The organism is Streptomyces coeruleoprunus (assembly GCF_039542925.1).
Classification (GTDB): domain Bacteria; phylum Actinomycetota; class Actinomycetes; order Streptomycetales; family Streptomycetaceae; genus Streptomyces; species Streptomyces coeruleoprunus.
In genome coordinates, this window is record NZ_BAABIT010000002.1 from 14,801 (window position 1) to 28,912 (window position 14,112).

Below are 14,112 nucleotides of genomic sequence, written 5' to 3' on the forward strand. Positions count from 1 at the left end.
GTGCCCCTGGAGCGCCCCGTGCGCCCCCAGGGGCACCACCGTGCCACCGATGGATCACCGCATCGTCGGCGGGGCATGAAATCATGGCGGCACGCGCCAACCTCTCCCTCTTGGAACGGGGTTGGTGCTTCGACCGTGAACTTTCAGGGCCCCGGCCTTCAGGGGGAGGAACGATGGCGGACAGCTTCGGCCCGGTGCACCATCCGGGCGGCTCCGGCGCCCCGGACGGCGGTGCTGGGGCGGCGGACGGCGGCCCCGGCGCGAACGGGGACACGTCCCGCAAGGAGCCCATCAGGGTCCTGGTCGTCGACGACCACGCGCTCTTCCGGCGGGGGCTGGAGATCGTCCTCGCTCAGGAGGAGGACATCCAGGTCGTCGGGGAGGCCGGGGACGGGGCGGAGGCCGTCGACAAGGCTGCCGACCTGCTTCCCGACATCGTCCTGATGGACGTGCGGATGCCCAAGCGGGGCGGGATCGAGGCGTGCACCTCCATCAAGGAGGTCGCCCCCAGCGCCAAGATCATCATGTTGACGATCAGCGACGAGGAGGCCGACCTCTACGACGCGATCAAGGCGGGGGCGACCGGCTATCTCCTCAAGGAGATCTCCACGGACGAGGTCGCGACGGCGATCCGGGCCGTCGCCGACGGACAGTCGCAGATCAGCCCCTCGATGGCGTCCAAGCTGCTCACCGAGTTCAAGTCGATGATCCAGCGCACCGACGACCGCCGCCTCGTGCCGGCGCCGCGGCTCACCGACCGTGAGCTGGAGGTGCTGAAGCTGGTGGCCACCGGGATGAACAACCGGGACATCGCCAAGGAGCTGTTCATCTCCGAGAACACCGTGAAGAACCACGTCCGCAACATCCTGGAGAAGCTCCAGCTGCACTCCAGGATGGAGGCGGTCGTGTACGCGATGCGCGAGAAGATCCTCGAGATCCGGTAGCCGGCAGTCGTAAGCCCGGGGCGGCCGCCGCCCCGGTCAGGCGAGGGCCGCCGTGAGCGGCGCGGCCAGTTCCGGGGCGTCGACCCGCTCGACGCGGACCGCGTCGCAGCCGACCCACTCGGCCGCCTCGCGCAGGGCCTGGGCCATGAAGGGCACCGCGCTCGGGCCGGCCAGGGACACCTGCTTGGCCACCAGCGTGCTGCCCTCGCGCGCCGGGTCGACCCGGCCCACCAGCTTCCCGCCCGCGAGCAGCGGCATCGCGAAGTAGCCGTGCACCCGCTTCTGCTTCGGTACGTAAGCCTCCAGCCGGTGCGTGAAGCCGAAGATCCGCTCCGTCCGGGCCCGCTCCCAGATGAGCGAGTCGAACGGGGACAGCAGCGTCGTGCGGTGCCGGCCGCGCGGGGGCGCCGCCAGGGCCGCCGGGTCCGCCCAGGCGGGCTTGTCCCAGCCCTCGACCCGCACCGGCACGAGCCCGGAGTCGGCGACCACCGCGTCGAACTGCTCGCCCTTGAGGCGGTGGTAGTCGGCGATGTCCGCGCGCGTGCCCACGCCCAGCGCCTCGCCCGCGAGCCGGACGAGCCGGCGCAGGCACTCGGCGTCGTCCAGTTCGTCGTGCAGCAGCTCGTCCGGGACGGCCCGCTCCGCCAGGTCGTACACCCGCTTCCAGCCGCGCCGCTCGGTGCAGACCACTTCGCCGTACATCAGCGCGCGCTCGACGGCGACCTTGGACGCCGACCAGTCCCACCACTCGCCGCCGTTCTTGGCGCCGCCCAGTTCCGTGGCCGTCAGCGGCCCCTCGGCGCGCAGCTGCGCGATCACGGCGTCGTACGCGCCGTCCGGCAGGTCGTGGTACCACTGCGGCCGCGCGCGGAAGGCGCGGCGACGGAACGCGAAGTGCGGCCACTCCTCGACGGGCAGGATGCAGGCCGCGTGCGACCAGTACTCGAAGGCGTGCCCGTCGGTCCAGTACGCCGTCTCGACGGTCTTGCGGCCCACGGCGCCCAGACGCGCGTACGGGATCAGCTCGTGCGAGCGCGCCAGCACGGAGATCGTGTCCAGCTGCACGGCTCCCAGGTGGCGCAGGACGCCCCGCACCCCGGCGCGGCGGTTCGGCGCGCCGAGGAACCCCTGGGCGCGCAGCGCTGTGCGGCGCGCCTCGTCGGCGGAGAGTTCGGTGAGGGGACGCGGCAGGGTCGTCGACATGGGGTCCACGCTAGAGGCCGCCACTGACAACGGGGCGGGCCCTACGGAATACGGAAGGCGGTCACCGGACCCGTGCCGCCGGCCCCGATCACTGGACCCCCACCGCCTCAGCCCTGTGGCGGGAGGTACGGCACGCCGGCCGGGAGGGACAGGTCCGAGGGGAGCAGGGATGCCAGCCAGCAGTCGCGGAGTGTGCCGCGGTGGTCCAGGGCGGCGCGCAGGGTGCCCTCCATGACGAAGCCCGCCCGCTCGGCGACCAGCCGGGACCCGGTGTTGCCGACCTCGGCCCGCCACTCCAGCCGGGTGCAGGCCAGCTCGGTGAAGGCCCAGCGGGCCACGGTCAGGACCGCCTCCGTGGCGTAGCCGTTGCCCCGGTGCTCCTTGGCGGTCCAGAAGCCGATCTCCCAGGAACCGGAGCGGGGGTGGTGCAGGCTGGTGGCCGCGAGGAGCGGGCCGCCGTCCCGGGACCGTACGGCGAAGGTGTACTCGGTGTCGGCGCGCCAGGCCTCCGGGACGTACCGCCTCGTGAAGTCCTCCGCGTGCGCCAGTTCGTACGGGGACGGGAGCGGTATCCAGCGCTGGATCTCGGGGTCCTGGCAGGCGTTCCGCACCTCCTCGGCGTCGCCGGGCGTGAACGTGCGCAGCTGCAGGCGCTCGGAGGTGAGGGTGACGGGTTCCATGACGGGATTCTGGTACCGGTGGACGAAACGGGCGAACACTTTTCGGATCCAGCGGCACCTTCCGGGGTCCCCGTGCGTTGTCCTTCAGGGCGGCAGTCGGTCATCGGCGGTGACGGACCTCCCGGCGCGGCGGGGTCCTCGCTTACGATGACCGTTGCGGTGGGGCCCACCTGCCGTGCCCGTGCCAGTGTCCATGACAAGACCTAGTGCCAGGCCCGACCGGCAAGGAGACCAGCCTCAGTGTCCGTCTTCCACAAGCTCATGCGTGCAGGCGAAGGCAAGATCCTGCGCAAACTGCACCGCATCGCGGACCAGGTCAACTCCATCGAAGAGGACTTCGTCAACCTCTCCGACGCCGAGTTGCGGGCGCTCACCGACGAGTACAAGCAGCGGTACCAGGACGGTGAGAGCCTCGACGACCTGCTCCCGGAGGCCTTCGCGACCGTCCGGGAGGCCGCGAAGCGCGTCCTCGGCCAGCGTCACTACGACGTCCAGATCATGGGCGGCGCGGCGCTGCACCTCGGTTACGTCGCCGAGATGAAGACCGGTGAGGGCAAGACCCTCGTCGGTACGCTCCCGGCGTATCTGAACGCGCTGTCCGGCAAGGGCGTCCACCTGATCACGGTCAACGACTACCTGGCGGAGCGCGACTCCGAGCTGATGGGCCGGGTGCACAGGTTCCTCGGCCTCACGGTCGGCTGCATCCTGGCCAACATGTCGCCCGCGCAGCGCCGCGAGCAGTACGCCTGCGACATCACGTACGGCACGAACAACGAGTTCGGCTTCGACTACCTCCGCGACAACATGGCGTGGTCCCAGGACGAGCTCGTCCAGCGCGGCCACAACTTCGCCTGTGTCGACGAGGTCGACTCCATCCTGGTCGACGAGGCCCGTACGCCGCTGATCATCTCGGGCCCGGCGGACCAGGCCACGAAGTGGTACGGCGACTTCGCCAAGCTCGTGCAGCGCCTCAAGCGCGGTGAGCCGGGCAACCCGCTCAAGGGCATCGAGGAGACCGGCGACTACGAGGTCGACGAGAAGAAGCGCACGGTCGGCATCCACGAGTCCGGTGTGGCCAAGGTCGAGGACTGGCTGGGCATCGACAACCTCTACGAGTCGGTGAACACCCCGCTCGTCGGGTACCTGAACAACGCCATCAAGGCCAAGGAGCTGTTCAAGAAGGACAAGGACTACGTCGTCATCGACGGCGAAGTCATGATCGTCGACGAGCACACCGGCCGTATCCTGGCCGGCCGCCGCTACAACGAGGGCATGCACCAGGCGATCGAGGCGAAGGAAGGGGTGCCGATCAAGGACGAGAACCAGACGCTCGCCACGATCACGCTCCAGAACTTCTTCCGCCTGTACGACAAGCTCTCCGGCATGACCGGTACGGCCATGACCGAGGCCGCCGAGTTCCACCAGATCTACAAGCTGGGCGTCGTCCCGATCCCGACGAACAAGCCGATGATCCGCAAGGACCAGTCGGACCTGATCTACCGCACCGAGGTCGCGAAGTTCGCCGCTGTGGTCGACGACATCGCGGAGAAGCACAAGAAGGGCCAGCCGATCCTCGTCGGTACGACGTCGGTCGAGAAGTCCGAGTACCTGTCGCAGCAGCTGTCCAAGCGCGGCATCCCGCACGAGGTGCTGAACGCCAAGCAGCACGACCGTGAGGCGTCGATCGTCGCCCAGGCGGGCCGCAAGGGCGCGGTCACGGTCGCCACGAACATGGCCGGTCGTGGTACGGACATCAAGCTCGGCGGCAACCCCGACGACCTCGCCGAGGCGGAGCTGCGCCAGCGGGGCCTCGACCCGCTGGAGACCCCGGACGAGTGGGTGTCGGCGCTGCCGGGCGCGCTGGAGAAGGCCGAGCTGGCCGTGAAGGCCGAGTCGGAGGAGGTCCGCGAGCTGGGCGGCCTCTACGTGCTGGGCACGGAGCGGCACGAGTCGCGGCGCATCGACAACCAGCTGCGCGGTCGTTCCGGCCGTCAGGGCGACCCGGGCGAGTCCCGGTTCTACCTGTCGCTGGGCGACGACCTCATGCGGCTGTTCAAGGCGCAGATGGTCGAGCGCGTCATGGCGATGGCGAACGTGCCGGACGACGTGCCGATCGAGAACAAGATGGTGACCCGCGCGATCGCCTCCGCGCAGTCCCAGGTCGAGCAGCAGAACTTCGAGACCCGTAAGAACGTCCTGAAGTACGACGAGGTCCTCAACCGCCAGCGTGAGGTCATCTACGGCGAGCGCCGCCGCGTCCTGGAGGGCGAGGACCTGCACGAGCAGATCCGCCACTTCATGGACGACACGATCGACGCCTACATCCAGGCCGAGACCGTCGAGGGCTTCGCCGAGGAGTGGGACCTGGAGCGGCTGTGGGGCGCGTTCAAGCAGCTCTACCCGTGCAAGGTGACCATCGAGGAGCTGGAGGAGGCCGCCGGCGACCGTGCCGGGATCACGGCCGAGTTCATCGCCGAGTCCGTCAAGGAAGACATCCACGAGCAGTACGACGCCCGTGAGAAGCAGCTCGGCTCGGACATCATGCGTGAGCTGGAGCGGCGCGTGGTGCTGTCGGTGCTGGACCGCAAGTGGCGCGAGCACCTGTACGAGATGGACTACCTGCAGGAGGGCATCGGCCTGCGCGCGATGGCCCAGAAGGACCCGCTGGTCGAGTACCAGCGCGAGGGCTTCGACATGTTCACGGCCATGATGGACGGGATCAAGGAGGAGTCCGTCGGCTACCTGTTCAACCTGGAGGTCCAGGTCGAGCAGCAGGTCGAGGAGGTCCCGGTCGAGGCCGCCGCGAAGACCTCGCTGGCGAAGGAGGAGGCCGTGCCGGCGGGCGCGGGCCGTCCGGAGATCCGGGCCAAGGGCCTGGACGCGCCGCAGCGGCCGGACCGGCTGCACTTCTCCGCGCCGACGGTGGACGGCGAGGGTGGCATCGTCGAGGGCGACTTCGACAACGGGTCGGCCCGTTCCGAGGCCGACGGCATGACGCGGGCGGAGCGGCGCAAGGCGCAGAAGGGCGGCCGTCGCCGCAAGAAGTGACCCTCAGGGTCCTCCGGTCCTCCAGGGGCCGGGACCACTGAGGCCGTAGCGGGGCCGGGTACGCGCGAGAGCGTGCCCGGCCCCGCGCTGCGTACGGGGCCGGGTCGGGTCGGCTATGCGTGCGGGGCTGGGGCCGGTGCGTGCCGGTCCTCCGGGATGCCGCCCAGTTCGACGGCCGCGCACCGCCAGCGGCGGTCGACGCCCAGCTCCAGGCGGAACGCCATGGCGCGGACGCGCCCGCCCGCGGCAATGGTCGCGTACGCCTCGACGACACCGGGCCGGGGCGGGGAGCCGCCGCAGCGCCGCAGCACCGGGCGGGCGCCGCGGCCGCCGGGCTCGGCGGGGTCGCACAGGGGGTTGGCGGCGGCGAGCCGGATCAGCTGGTCGTACGCCTCGCCGATGGTGTGGCCGAGCATCCAGTGGACGGGCCGCTCACCGCTGAGGACGGCGAGCAGCCGCTCGGCGAACGCGATGTGCGGGGGCAGGGGGCGGCGCACCTGGAGCGGGACGGTCGGGCTGCTGCTGCTGCCGGCCGGGCGGCCCCCCGGGCCGGTGGGGCGGCTTCGGGTCGGGCCGCCGGGCCGCCGTGAGTCCCGTCGGCCGCCCGGGGCGGTGCCGGCGGCCGGCCGCGCACCGGGGAGGCGCCGGGGCGGTGCGCCGGAGATGCGGGGGGCGGCGGCGGGGGCGCCGGCTTGGGTGGGCCCGGTGCGGGACGAGGCGGACGCGGGCAGGGAGGCGTCGGTGGGCCGGTGCCCGCTGGCCGTCGTGGGTGCGGAAGCGTCGGTGGGCGGGGTGGACGCGGGTCGGGAGGCGTCGGTGGGCCGGTGTGCGACGCGTGTCGTGGGTGCGGGTCCGTCGGTGGGTCGGGAGTCGGGCGGGGTGGACGCGGGTCGGGAGGCGTCGGTGGGCCGGTGTGCGACGCGTGTCGTGGGTGCGGGTCCGTCGGTGGGTCGGGAGTCGGGCGGGGTGGACGCGGGTCGGGAGGCGTCGGTGGGCCGGTGTGCGACGCGTGTCGTGGGTGCGGGTCCGTCGGTGGGTCGGGAGTCGGGCGGGGTGGACGCGGGTCGGGAGGCGTCGGTGGGCCGGTGTGCGACGCGTGTCGTGGGTGCGGGTCCGTCGGTGGGTCGGGTGCGGGCCGGGGCGGTCGCAGGACGGGAGGCGTCGGTGGGCCGGTGCGCGCTGGCCGTCGTGGGTGCGGAGGCGTCGGTGAGCGGGGTGCTGGACGAGGCGGACGCGGGCAGGGGGGCGTCGGTGGGTCGGTGTGCCACGCGGGGCGTAGGTGCAGAGGCGTCGGTGGGCCGCGTACGGGACGAAGTGGACGCGTGTGTGCCGGCCGTCGTGGGTACGGGGCCGTCGACGGGCTGCTGAGTCGTGGTGGGCCTGTGCCCCTGGCGCGCGGCAGGCGTGGTCGTTCCTGGCCGCTGTACGGCGCTGGGAGGCCCTTCGGGGTGTGAGGTGGCCGTGAGGGATGCCGGGGTCGTGGCCGGCGCCCTGGTGGGGCGGTGGGCGGCCCGGGGGCCGTTGCCTTCCGGCGCGGTGGTCGTCGTCGTGGTCATGGAGGTCCCCGTTTCTGTCGCCCCGGAGTACCCGGGGGTAACTTCCGGGGCCACTTCTACGGGCGGGTCGGACGGGGCCGCAACGGACTGCTCCCGCACGCGTCGCCGCAGGTCATGTCACCTATCCGGGTGGCACGGCCGGTCGGATTCGTGGGCAGGGAGGGGGTGGGTACCGCACGGGGTGAACCCCCGGGAGGCGCGGGCACCGGCCCCCGAAGGGGGACCTGCGCACGTATCCTGAAAGGCGTCTCCGACTACGAAAGCGGCCTGTCATGCGCGTGTACGTTCCCCTGACCCTTCCCGGTCTCGCACAGGCGCACAAGGCGGGCGAACTCGGCCCCGGGCCGCTGACCGCGTACGCCGTCACGCCCGGGCTGCGCGAGTGGTACGTCTCCGACGACATCGAGGAGCTGGAGTACGCGGCGCTCAGCCGCGCCGCCGCCGCGTCCCTGCGCCTGCTGGCCGCCGACCCCGCCGCCGCGCGCCGCCGGGTCGTCGTCGCGGTCGACGTGCCCGACACGGCCGCCACCGCCGACCCCGACCGCGGCCTGGACCCCTCCTCCGTCGGCGAGGTCAGGGTCGCCGGCCCCGTCCCGCTGGCCAAGGCCGCCGCCGTACACGCCGACGCCGACGACGCCGAGCCGGACGTCTCCGCGGCCGCCGACGCCCTGGGCGCTGCGGACATGGGCGACGACGACGCGCAGTTCACGGTGGACGGCGCGGAGGACCATGAACTCCTCTGGTTCGGGGTGCAGGAAATCCCCGGCCTCATCGCCTGAACGGCTGCTGGGTACTTTCATCCCATGGGGAAGCTCAGCGCGCATCTGGTCTGGGACTGGAACGGGACACTGCTCGACGACACCGAGGCGGTCATCGGGGCGACGAACGCCGCCTTCGCGGAGATCGGCCTGGAGCCGATCACGCTGGCCCGGTACCGGGAGCTGTACTGCGTACCGGTCCCGCTGTTCTACGAGCGGCTGCTCGGGCGGATGCCGAGCGAGGAGGAGTGGGCCGTCATGGACGGCGCCTTCCACCGCCACTACTGGTCGCGCGCCGAGGGCTGCGGGCTGACCGACGGGGCCGCGGAGCTGCTGGCCGCGGCGGCCGAGGTGGGGCGTACGCAGTCGCTGCTGTCGCTCGCTCCGCACGAGCGGCTGCTGCCGATCGTGCGGCGGCACGGCATCGAGGAGTGGTTCGTGCGGGTGGACGGGCGGATAGGGGAGTCGACCGCCGGCAAGGCCGAGCACATGGTGCGTCACCTGCTGGCGCTGGAAGGGGTCGTCGCGTCGCCGGAGCGCGTTGTCGTCATCGGTGACGCGGCGGACGACGCGGTGGCCGCGGCGCACGTGGGGGCCAGGGCCGTGCTGTACACCGGCGGGTCGCACAGCCGCGCCAGCCTGGAGGCGGTGGGGGTGCCCGTCGTGGACAGCCTCGCGGAGGCGGTGGCGGTGGCGGAGGAGCTGGTGGCCTGAGGCCGCCGGGCGCGGAGAGGCCCTGGGGGCGGGCGCCGCCGGTGGCGCCCGCCCCTTTGCTCAGCTCACCGGCGCCTTCGTCCGCAGGACGCGGAGGAATTCGCGCATCCAGGACGGGTGGTCCGGCCAGGCTCGGGAGGAGACGAGGGCGCCGTCCACCACCGCCTCGTGGTCGCGGAACGTCGCGCCCGCCGCCTGCATGTCCAGTTCCAGCGCCGGGTACGACGTGACGAGGCGGCCGTCGAGGGCGCCGACCGCCGCCGTCAGCAGCGGGCCGTGGCAGATCTGCGCGACGGGCTTGTCGGCGTCGAAGAACGACTTGACGATCTTGCGCAGCTCGGGGTCGTTGCGGAGGTACTCGGGCGCACGGCCGCCCGGGATGACCACCGCCGCGTACCGGCTCGGCTCGACCTCCGAGAAGGCGAGATCGGCCGGAAACGTGTACCCCGGCTTCTCCGTGTACGTGTCGTAGCCGGGCTCGAAGTCGTGCACGACGAAGCGGAGCCTCTTGCGGGCGGGGGCCGCGATGTCGACGTCGTAGCCTTCCTCCCGCAGCCGCTGGTAGGGGTACAGGACCTCGAGCGACTCGGCCGCGTCACCCGTCACGATCAGGATCTTCGGTGCCATGCTGCTGCCCTCCGGGGGAGCTGTCGGCGCTGGGTGGAAGCAGAAGCACATCTGTCGCTGTCCAGAGTGTCAAACTTCACGCCCGTCTTTTGTACACATACGGCTCATGACGGCCGAGGGGTCAGGAGCGATAGCCTGGACCCGTGATCAGCGCGATATGCCGTGGGGGCAGCGAAGCCCCCGGCCGTCGCCCGGTGTGCCACCGTGCCCGGGCGGGCGTTGATCTTCCCTGTCCGGCCGGCGCGCCGAGGACGGCGCCGCCCCATGTGGCCGAGAACGGTCCGGACGTCTCTCATCCCGGCATGACGCCGCCCCTCAGCGGATACCCCGCCTCGTGGCGTCGTGTCACATCTTTCACCTACGTCACGCAACGGCGCGCGACAGGAGCCAGAGGACATGCAGACCAAGCTGGACGAAGCAAAGGCCGAGCTGCTCGAACGGGCTGCCCGGGTAGCTGAGAACGAGACCGGGGACCGGCCCGACCGGGACACGGTGCTCGAGTACCTCCAGCGCTACTACCTGCACACCGCTCCCGAAGACCTCACCGACCGCGACCCGGTCGATGTGTTCGGCGCTGCGCTGTCGCACTACAGGTTGGCCGAGAATCGTCCCCAGGGCACGGCCAATGTGCGGGTCCACACGCCCACTGTCGAGGAGAACGGCTGGACGTGCAGCCACTCCGTCGTCGAGGTCGTCACCGACGACATGCCGTTCCTCGTGGACTCGGTGACCAATGAGCTGTCCCGCCAGAACCGCGGCATCCACCTGGTCATCCACCCGCAGGTCGTCGTCCGCCGTGACCTCACCGGCAAGCTGATCGAGGTCGTCGACCGGGACGTCACCGAGGCGCGCGGCGGGCTCCCGCACGACGCGCTCGTGGAGTCCTGGATCCACGTCGAGACCGACCGCGAGACGGACCGCTCCGACCTCAAGCAGATCACCGCCGACCTGCTGCGTGTCCTGTCCGACGTCCGTGAGGCCGTCGAGGACTGGGAGAAGATGCGCGAAGCCGCGCTGCGCATCGCCGACGGCCTGCCCGACGAGCCCCTGGCCGGCGACCTGCGCCCCACCGAGGCGGAGGAGGCCCGCGAGCTGCTGCGCTGGCTGGCCGACGACCACTTCACCTTCCTCGGCTACCGCGAGTACAACCTCGTCGACAGCGACGCCCTCGCCGCCGTCCCCGGCACCGGCCTCGGCATCCTCCGCTCCGACCCGCACCACAGCGGCGACGACGCCCACGGCCACCCGGTGTCGCCGTCGTTCAACCGGCTGCCCGCCGACGCCCGCGCCAAGGCCCGTGAGCACAAGCTGCTCATCCTCACCAAGGCCAACAGCCGCGCGACCGTCCACCGCCCGTCGTACCTGGACTACGTCGGGGTGAAGAAGTTCGACGCCGACGGCAACGTGGTCGGCGAGCGGCGCTTCCTCGGCCTGTTCTCCTCCGCCGCCTACACCGAGTCCGTGCGGCGCGTCCCCGTCATCCGGCGGAAGGTCGCGGAGGTCCTCGACGCCGCCGGCTTCGAGCCCAACAGCCACGACGGCCGGGACCTGCTGCAGATCCTGGAGACGTACCCGCGCGACGAGCTGTTCCAGACGCCCGTCGGCCAGCTGCGCGAGATCGTCACCAGCGTCCTGTACCTCCAGGAGCGCCGCCGGCTGCGGCTCTACCTGCGCCAGGAGGAGTACGGCCGCTACTACTCGGCCCTCGTCTACCTGCCGCGCGACCGCTTCAACACCACCGTCCGCGAGCGGCTGACCGGCATCCTCATGGAGGAGCTGGGCGGCAACAGCGTCGACTTCACGCTGATGAGCACCGAGTCCGTGCTCACCCGCCTCCACTTCGTCGTCCGCGTCCCGTCCGGCACCGAGCTGCCGCACCTCACCGACGCCGACCGCGAGCGGATCGAGGCCCGGCTCGCCGAGGCCGCCCGCTCCTGGGCGGACGGCTTCGCCGAGGCGCTCGACGCCGAGGTCGGCGAGGAGCGCGCCGCCGAGCTGCTGCGGCGGTACGCCGGGGCCTTCCCCGAGGGCTACAAGGCCGACCACTCGCCGCGTTCCGCCGTCGGCGACGTCTGCCAGCTGGAGCAGCTGGTCACGCGCGGGGCGCAGGAGGGCGCGGCGGACTTCGCGCTGTCCCTGTACGAGCCCGTGGGCGCCGCGCCCGGCGAGCGCCGCTTCAAGATCTACAAGACGGGTGCGCAGGTCTCCCTCTCCGCCGTGCTGCCGGTCCTCAACCGGCTCGGCGTCGAGGTCGTCGACGAGCGCCCGTACGAGCTGCGCTGCGCCGACCGTACGCACGCCTGGATCTACGACTTCGGCCTGCGCATGCCGGCCGCCCGCAACGGCGCCGACTACCTCGGCGACGACGCGCGCGAGCGGTTCCAGGAGGCGTTCGCGGCCAGCTGGACCGGCGAGGCCGAGAACGACGGCTTCAACGCGCTGGTGCTGAGCGCCGGGCTGACCTGGCGCCAGGCGATGGTGCTGCGCGCCTACGCCAAGTACCTGCGGCAGGCCGGCTCCACGTTCAGCCAGGACTACATGGAGGACACCCTCCGCAACAACGTCCACACCACGCGGCTGCTCGTCTCGCTGTTCGAGGCGCGGATGGCGCCGGAGCGGCAGCGCGCCGGCACCGAGCTGACGGACGGCATCCTGGAGGAGCTGGACGGCGCGCTGGACCAGGTGGCCTCGCTCGACGAGGACCGCATCCTGCGCTCCTTCCTCACCGTCATCAAGGCGACCCTGCGGACCAACTTCTTCCAGAAGGCCGACTCCACCGGCCGGCCGCACGGCTACGTGTCGATGAAGTTCGACCCGCAGGCCATCCCGGACCTGCCGGCGCCCCGCCCGGCCTTCGAGATCTGGGTGTACTCGCCGCGCGTCGAGGGCGTCCACCTGCGCTTCGGCAAGGTCGCCCGGGGCGGCCTGCGCTGGTCCGACCGGCGCGAGGACTTCCGTACGGAGATCCTGGGCCTGGTCAAGGCGCAGATGGTGAAGAACACCGTGATCGTCCCGGTCGGCGCCAAGGGCGGCTTCGTCGCCAAGCAGCTGCCGGACCCGGCCGTCGACCGTGACGCCTGGCTCGCCGAGGGCATCGCCTGCTACCGCACGTTCATCTCGGCGCTCCTCGACATCACCGACAACCTGGTGGCCGGCGAGGTGGTGCCGCCCGCCGACGTCGTCCGCCACGACGAGGACGACACGTACCTCGTGGTCGCCGCCGACAAGGGCACCGCGACGTTCTCCGACATCGCCAACGAGGTGGCCGTCGCGTACGGCTTCTGGCTCGGCGACGCGTTCGCCTCCGGCGGCTCGGCCGGCTACGACCACAAGGGCATGGGCATCACGGCCCGCGGCGCCTGGGAGTCCGTCAAGCGGCACTTCCGGGAGCTGGGCCACGACACGCAGACGCAGGACTTCACGGTCGTCGGCGTCGGCGACATGTCCGGCGACGTGTTCGGCAACGGCATGCTGCTGAGCGAGCACATCCGGCTCGTCGCGGCCTTCGACCACCGGCACATCTTCATCGACCCGAACCCGGACGCGGCCGTCTCGTACGCCGAGCGCCGCCGGCTGTTCGAGCTGCCGCGCAGCTCCTGGGCCGACTACAACGCGGAGCTGCTGTCCCCGGGCGGCGGTGTCCACTCGCGCCAGGCCAAGTCCATCCCGGTCAACGCGCACATGCGCGCGGCCCTCGGCATCGAGGACGGCGTCACCAAGCTGACGCCCGCCGAGCTGATGAAGGCGGTCCTCAAGGCCCCGGTGGACCTGCTGTGGAACGGCGGCATCGGTACGTACGTCAAGGCGGCCAGCGAGTCGCACGCCGACGTCGGTGACAAGGCCAACGACGCCATCCGCGTCGACGGCGAGGAGCTGCGGGTCAAGGTCGTCGGCGAGGGCGGCAACCTCGGTCTGACGCAGCTCGGCCGGATCGAGTTCGCCCGGACCGGCGGCCGCGTCAACACCGACGCGATCGACAACAGCGCCGGTGTGGACACCTCCGACCACGAGGTCAACATCAAGATCCTGCTCAACGGTCTTGTCGCGGAAGGCGACATGACCGTCAAGCAGCGCAACAAGATCCTCGCCGAGATGACCGACGAGGTCGGCGCGCTGGTCCTGCGCAACAACTACGCGCAGAACGTCGCCCTCGCCAACGCGGTCCGCCAGTCGTCGTCCCTGCTCCACGCCCACCAGCGCTTCATGCGGAGGCTGGAGCGCGACGGGGCGCTGGACCGGGCGCTGGAGTTCCTGCCGGGCGACCGGCAGATCCGCGAGCTGCTCAACGCGGGCAAGGGCCTCAGCCAGCCGGAGCTGGCCGTGCTGCTCGCGTACACCAAGATCACGGTGGCGGAGGAGCTGATCGCCACGGATCTGCCCGACGACCCGTACCTGCGCAGCCTGCTCCACGCGTACTTCCCGACGCAGCTGCGGGAGGAGTTCGCCGAGCAGATCGACGCGCACGCGCTGCGCCGCGAGATCATCACCACGGTCCTGGTCAATGACACCGTCAACACCGGCGGCTCGACCTTCCTGCACCGGCTCCGCGAGGAGTCCGGCGCCTCCATCGAGGAGATCGTCC

Annotated in this window: 9 protein-coding genes; 5 read left to right on the forward strand and 4 right to left on the reverse strand. The window is 71.5% G+C overall.

Annotated features, from left to right (window positions below; genetic code table 11):
• Positions 1-173: 173 nt before the first annotated feature.
• Entirely contained in the window at positions 174-944 is a 771-nt protein-coding gene (locus tag ABEB09_RS34430; RefSeq protein ID WP_345691406.1) for a response regulator, read from the forward strand.
• 36 nt (positions 945-980) lie between these two features.
• Here ABEB09_RS34430 and ABEB09_RS34435 read toward each other — a convergent pair whose 3' ends face one another.
• Both ABEB09_RS34435 and ABEB09_RS34440 read right to left on the reverse strand, forming a co-directional pair.
• Positions 981-2,147: a winged helix-turn-helix domain-containing protein gene (locus ABEB09_RS34435; RefSeq protein ID WP_345691407.1), complete on the reverse strand. Its 1,167-nt coding sequence runs from the start codon at positions 2,145-2,147 to the stop codon at positions 981-983.
• A gap of 107 nt (positions 2,148-2,254) precedes the next feature.
• Positions 2,255-2,827 (reverse strand): GNAT family N-acetyltransferase, encoded by a 573-nt coding sequence (locus ABEB09_RS34440; protein ID WP_345691408.1) that lies wholly within the window; start codon positions 2,825-2,827, stop codon positions 2,255-2,257.
• A 240-nt stretch (positions 2,828-3,067) separates the two neighbouring features.
• Here ABEB09_RS34440 and secA point away from each other — a divergent pair, with 240 nt between their 5' ends.
• Complete coding sequence (secA, locus tag ABEB09_RS34445; RefSeq protein ID WP_345691409.1) at positions 3,068-5,875, forward strand: preprotein translocase subunit SecA; 2,808 nt, start codon at positions 3,068-3,070, stop codon at positions 5,873-5,875.
• A 113-nt stretch (positions 5,876-5,988) separates the two neighbouring features.
• On the opposite strand, the gene ABEB09_RS34450 is transcribed toward secA, so the two are convergent.
• Positions 5,989-6,372: an Rv3235 family protein gene (locus tag ABEB09_RS34450; protein WP_345691410.1), complete on the reverse strand. Its 384-nt coding sequence runs from the start codon at positions 6,370-6,372 to the stop codon at positions 5,989-5,991.
• A gap of 1,331 nt (positions 6,373-7,703) precedes the next feature.
• Here ABEB09_RS34450 and ABEB09_RS34455 point away from each other — a divergent pair.
• Entirely contained in the window at positions 7,704-8,210 is a 507-nt protein-coding gene (locus ABEB09_RS34455; protein ID WP_345691411.1) for a DUF6912 family protein, read from the forward strand.
• A gap of 24 nt (positions 8,211-8,234) precedes the next feature.
• The gene (locus ABEB09_RS34460; RefSeq protein WP_345691412.1) at positions 8,235-8,903 is read left to right on the forward strand and encodes an HAD family hydrolase; all 669 of its coding nucleotides are present in this window, start codon (positions 8,235-8,237) and stop codon (positions 8,901-8,903) included.
• Positions 8,904-8,963: 60 nt separating this feature from the next.
• Here the strand turns inward: ABEB09_RS34460 and ABEB09_RS34465 are convergent, their stop codons facing one another.
• Positions 8,964-9,530, reverse strand: coding sequence for a DJ-1/PfpI family protein (locus ABEB09_RS34465; protein WP_345691413.1), 567 nt, complete (start codon positions 9,528-9,530; stop codon positions 8,964-8,966).
• A 396-nt stretch (positions 9,531-9,926) separates the two neighbouring features.
• On the opposite strand from ABEB09_RS34465, the gene ABEB09_RS34470 reads away from it, so the two are divergent.
• Positions 9,927-14,112 (forward strand): NAD-glutamate dehydrogenase (locus ABEB09_RS34470; RefSeq protein WP_345694185.1); only part of this gene is annotated, 4,186 nt, incomplete at its 3' end.

Excerpts from the sequence above, each read along its gene's own strand:
- ABEB09_RS34430 (WP_345691406.1), top strand. The coding sequence starts at position 174 with ATGGCGGACAGCTTCGGCCCGGTGCACCATCCGGGCGGCTCCGGCGCC.
- ABEB09_RS34435 (WP_345691407.1), bottom strand. The coding sequence starts at position 2,147 with ATGTCGACGACCCTGCCGCGTCCCCTCACCGAACTCTCCGCCGACGAG.
- ABEB09_RS34440 (WP_345691408.1), bottom strand. The coding sequence starts at position 2,827 with ATGGAACCCGTCACCCTCACCTCCGAGCGCCTGCAGCTGCGCACGTTC.
- ABEB09_RS34455 (WP_345691411.1), top strand. The coding sequence starts at position 7,704 with ATGCGCGTGTACGTTCCCCTGACCCTTCCCGGTCTCGCACAGGCGCAC.
- ABEB09_RS34460 (WP_345691412.1), top strand. The coding sequence starts at position 8,235 with ATGGGGAAGCTCAGCGCGCATCTGGTCTGGGACTGGAACGGGACACTG.
- ABEB09_RS34465 (WP_345691413.1), bottom strand. The coding sequence starts at position 9,530 with ATGGCACCGAAGATCCTGATCGTGACGGGTGACGCGGCCGAGTCGCTC.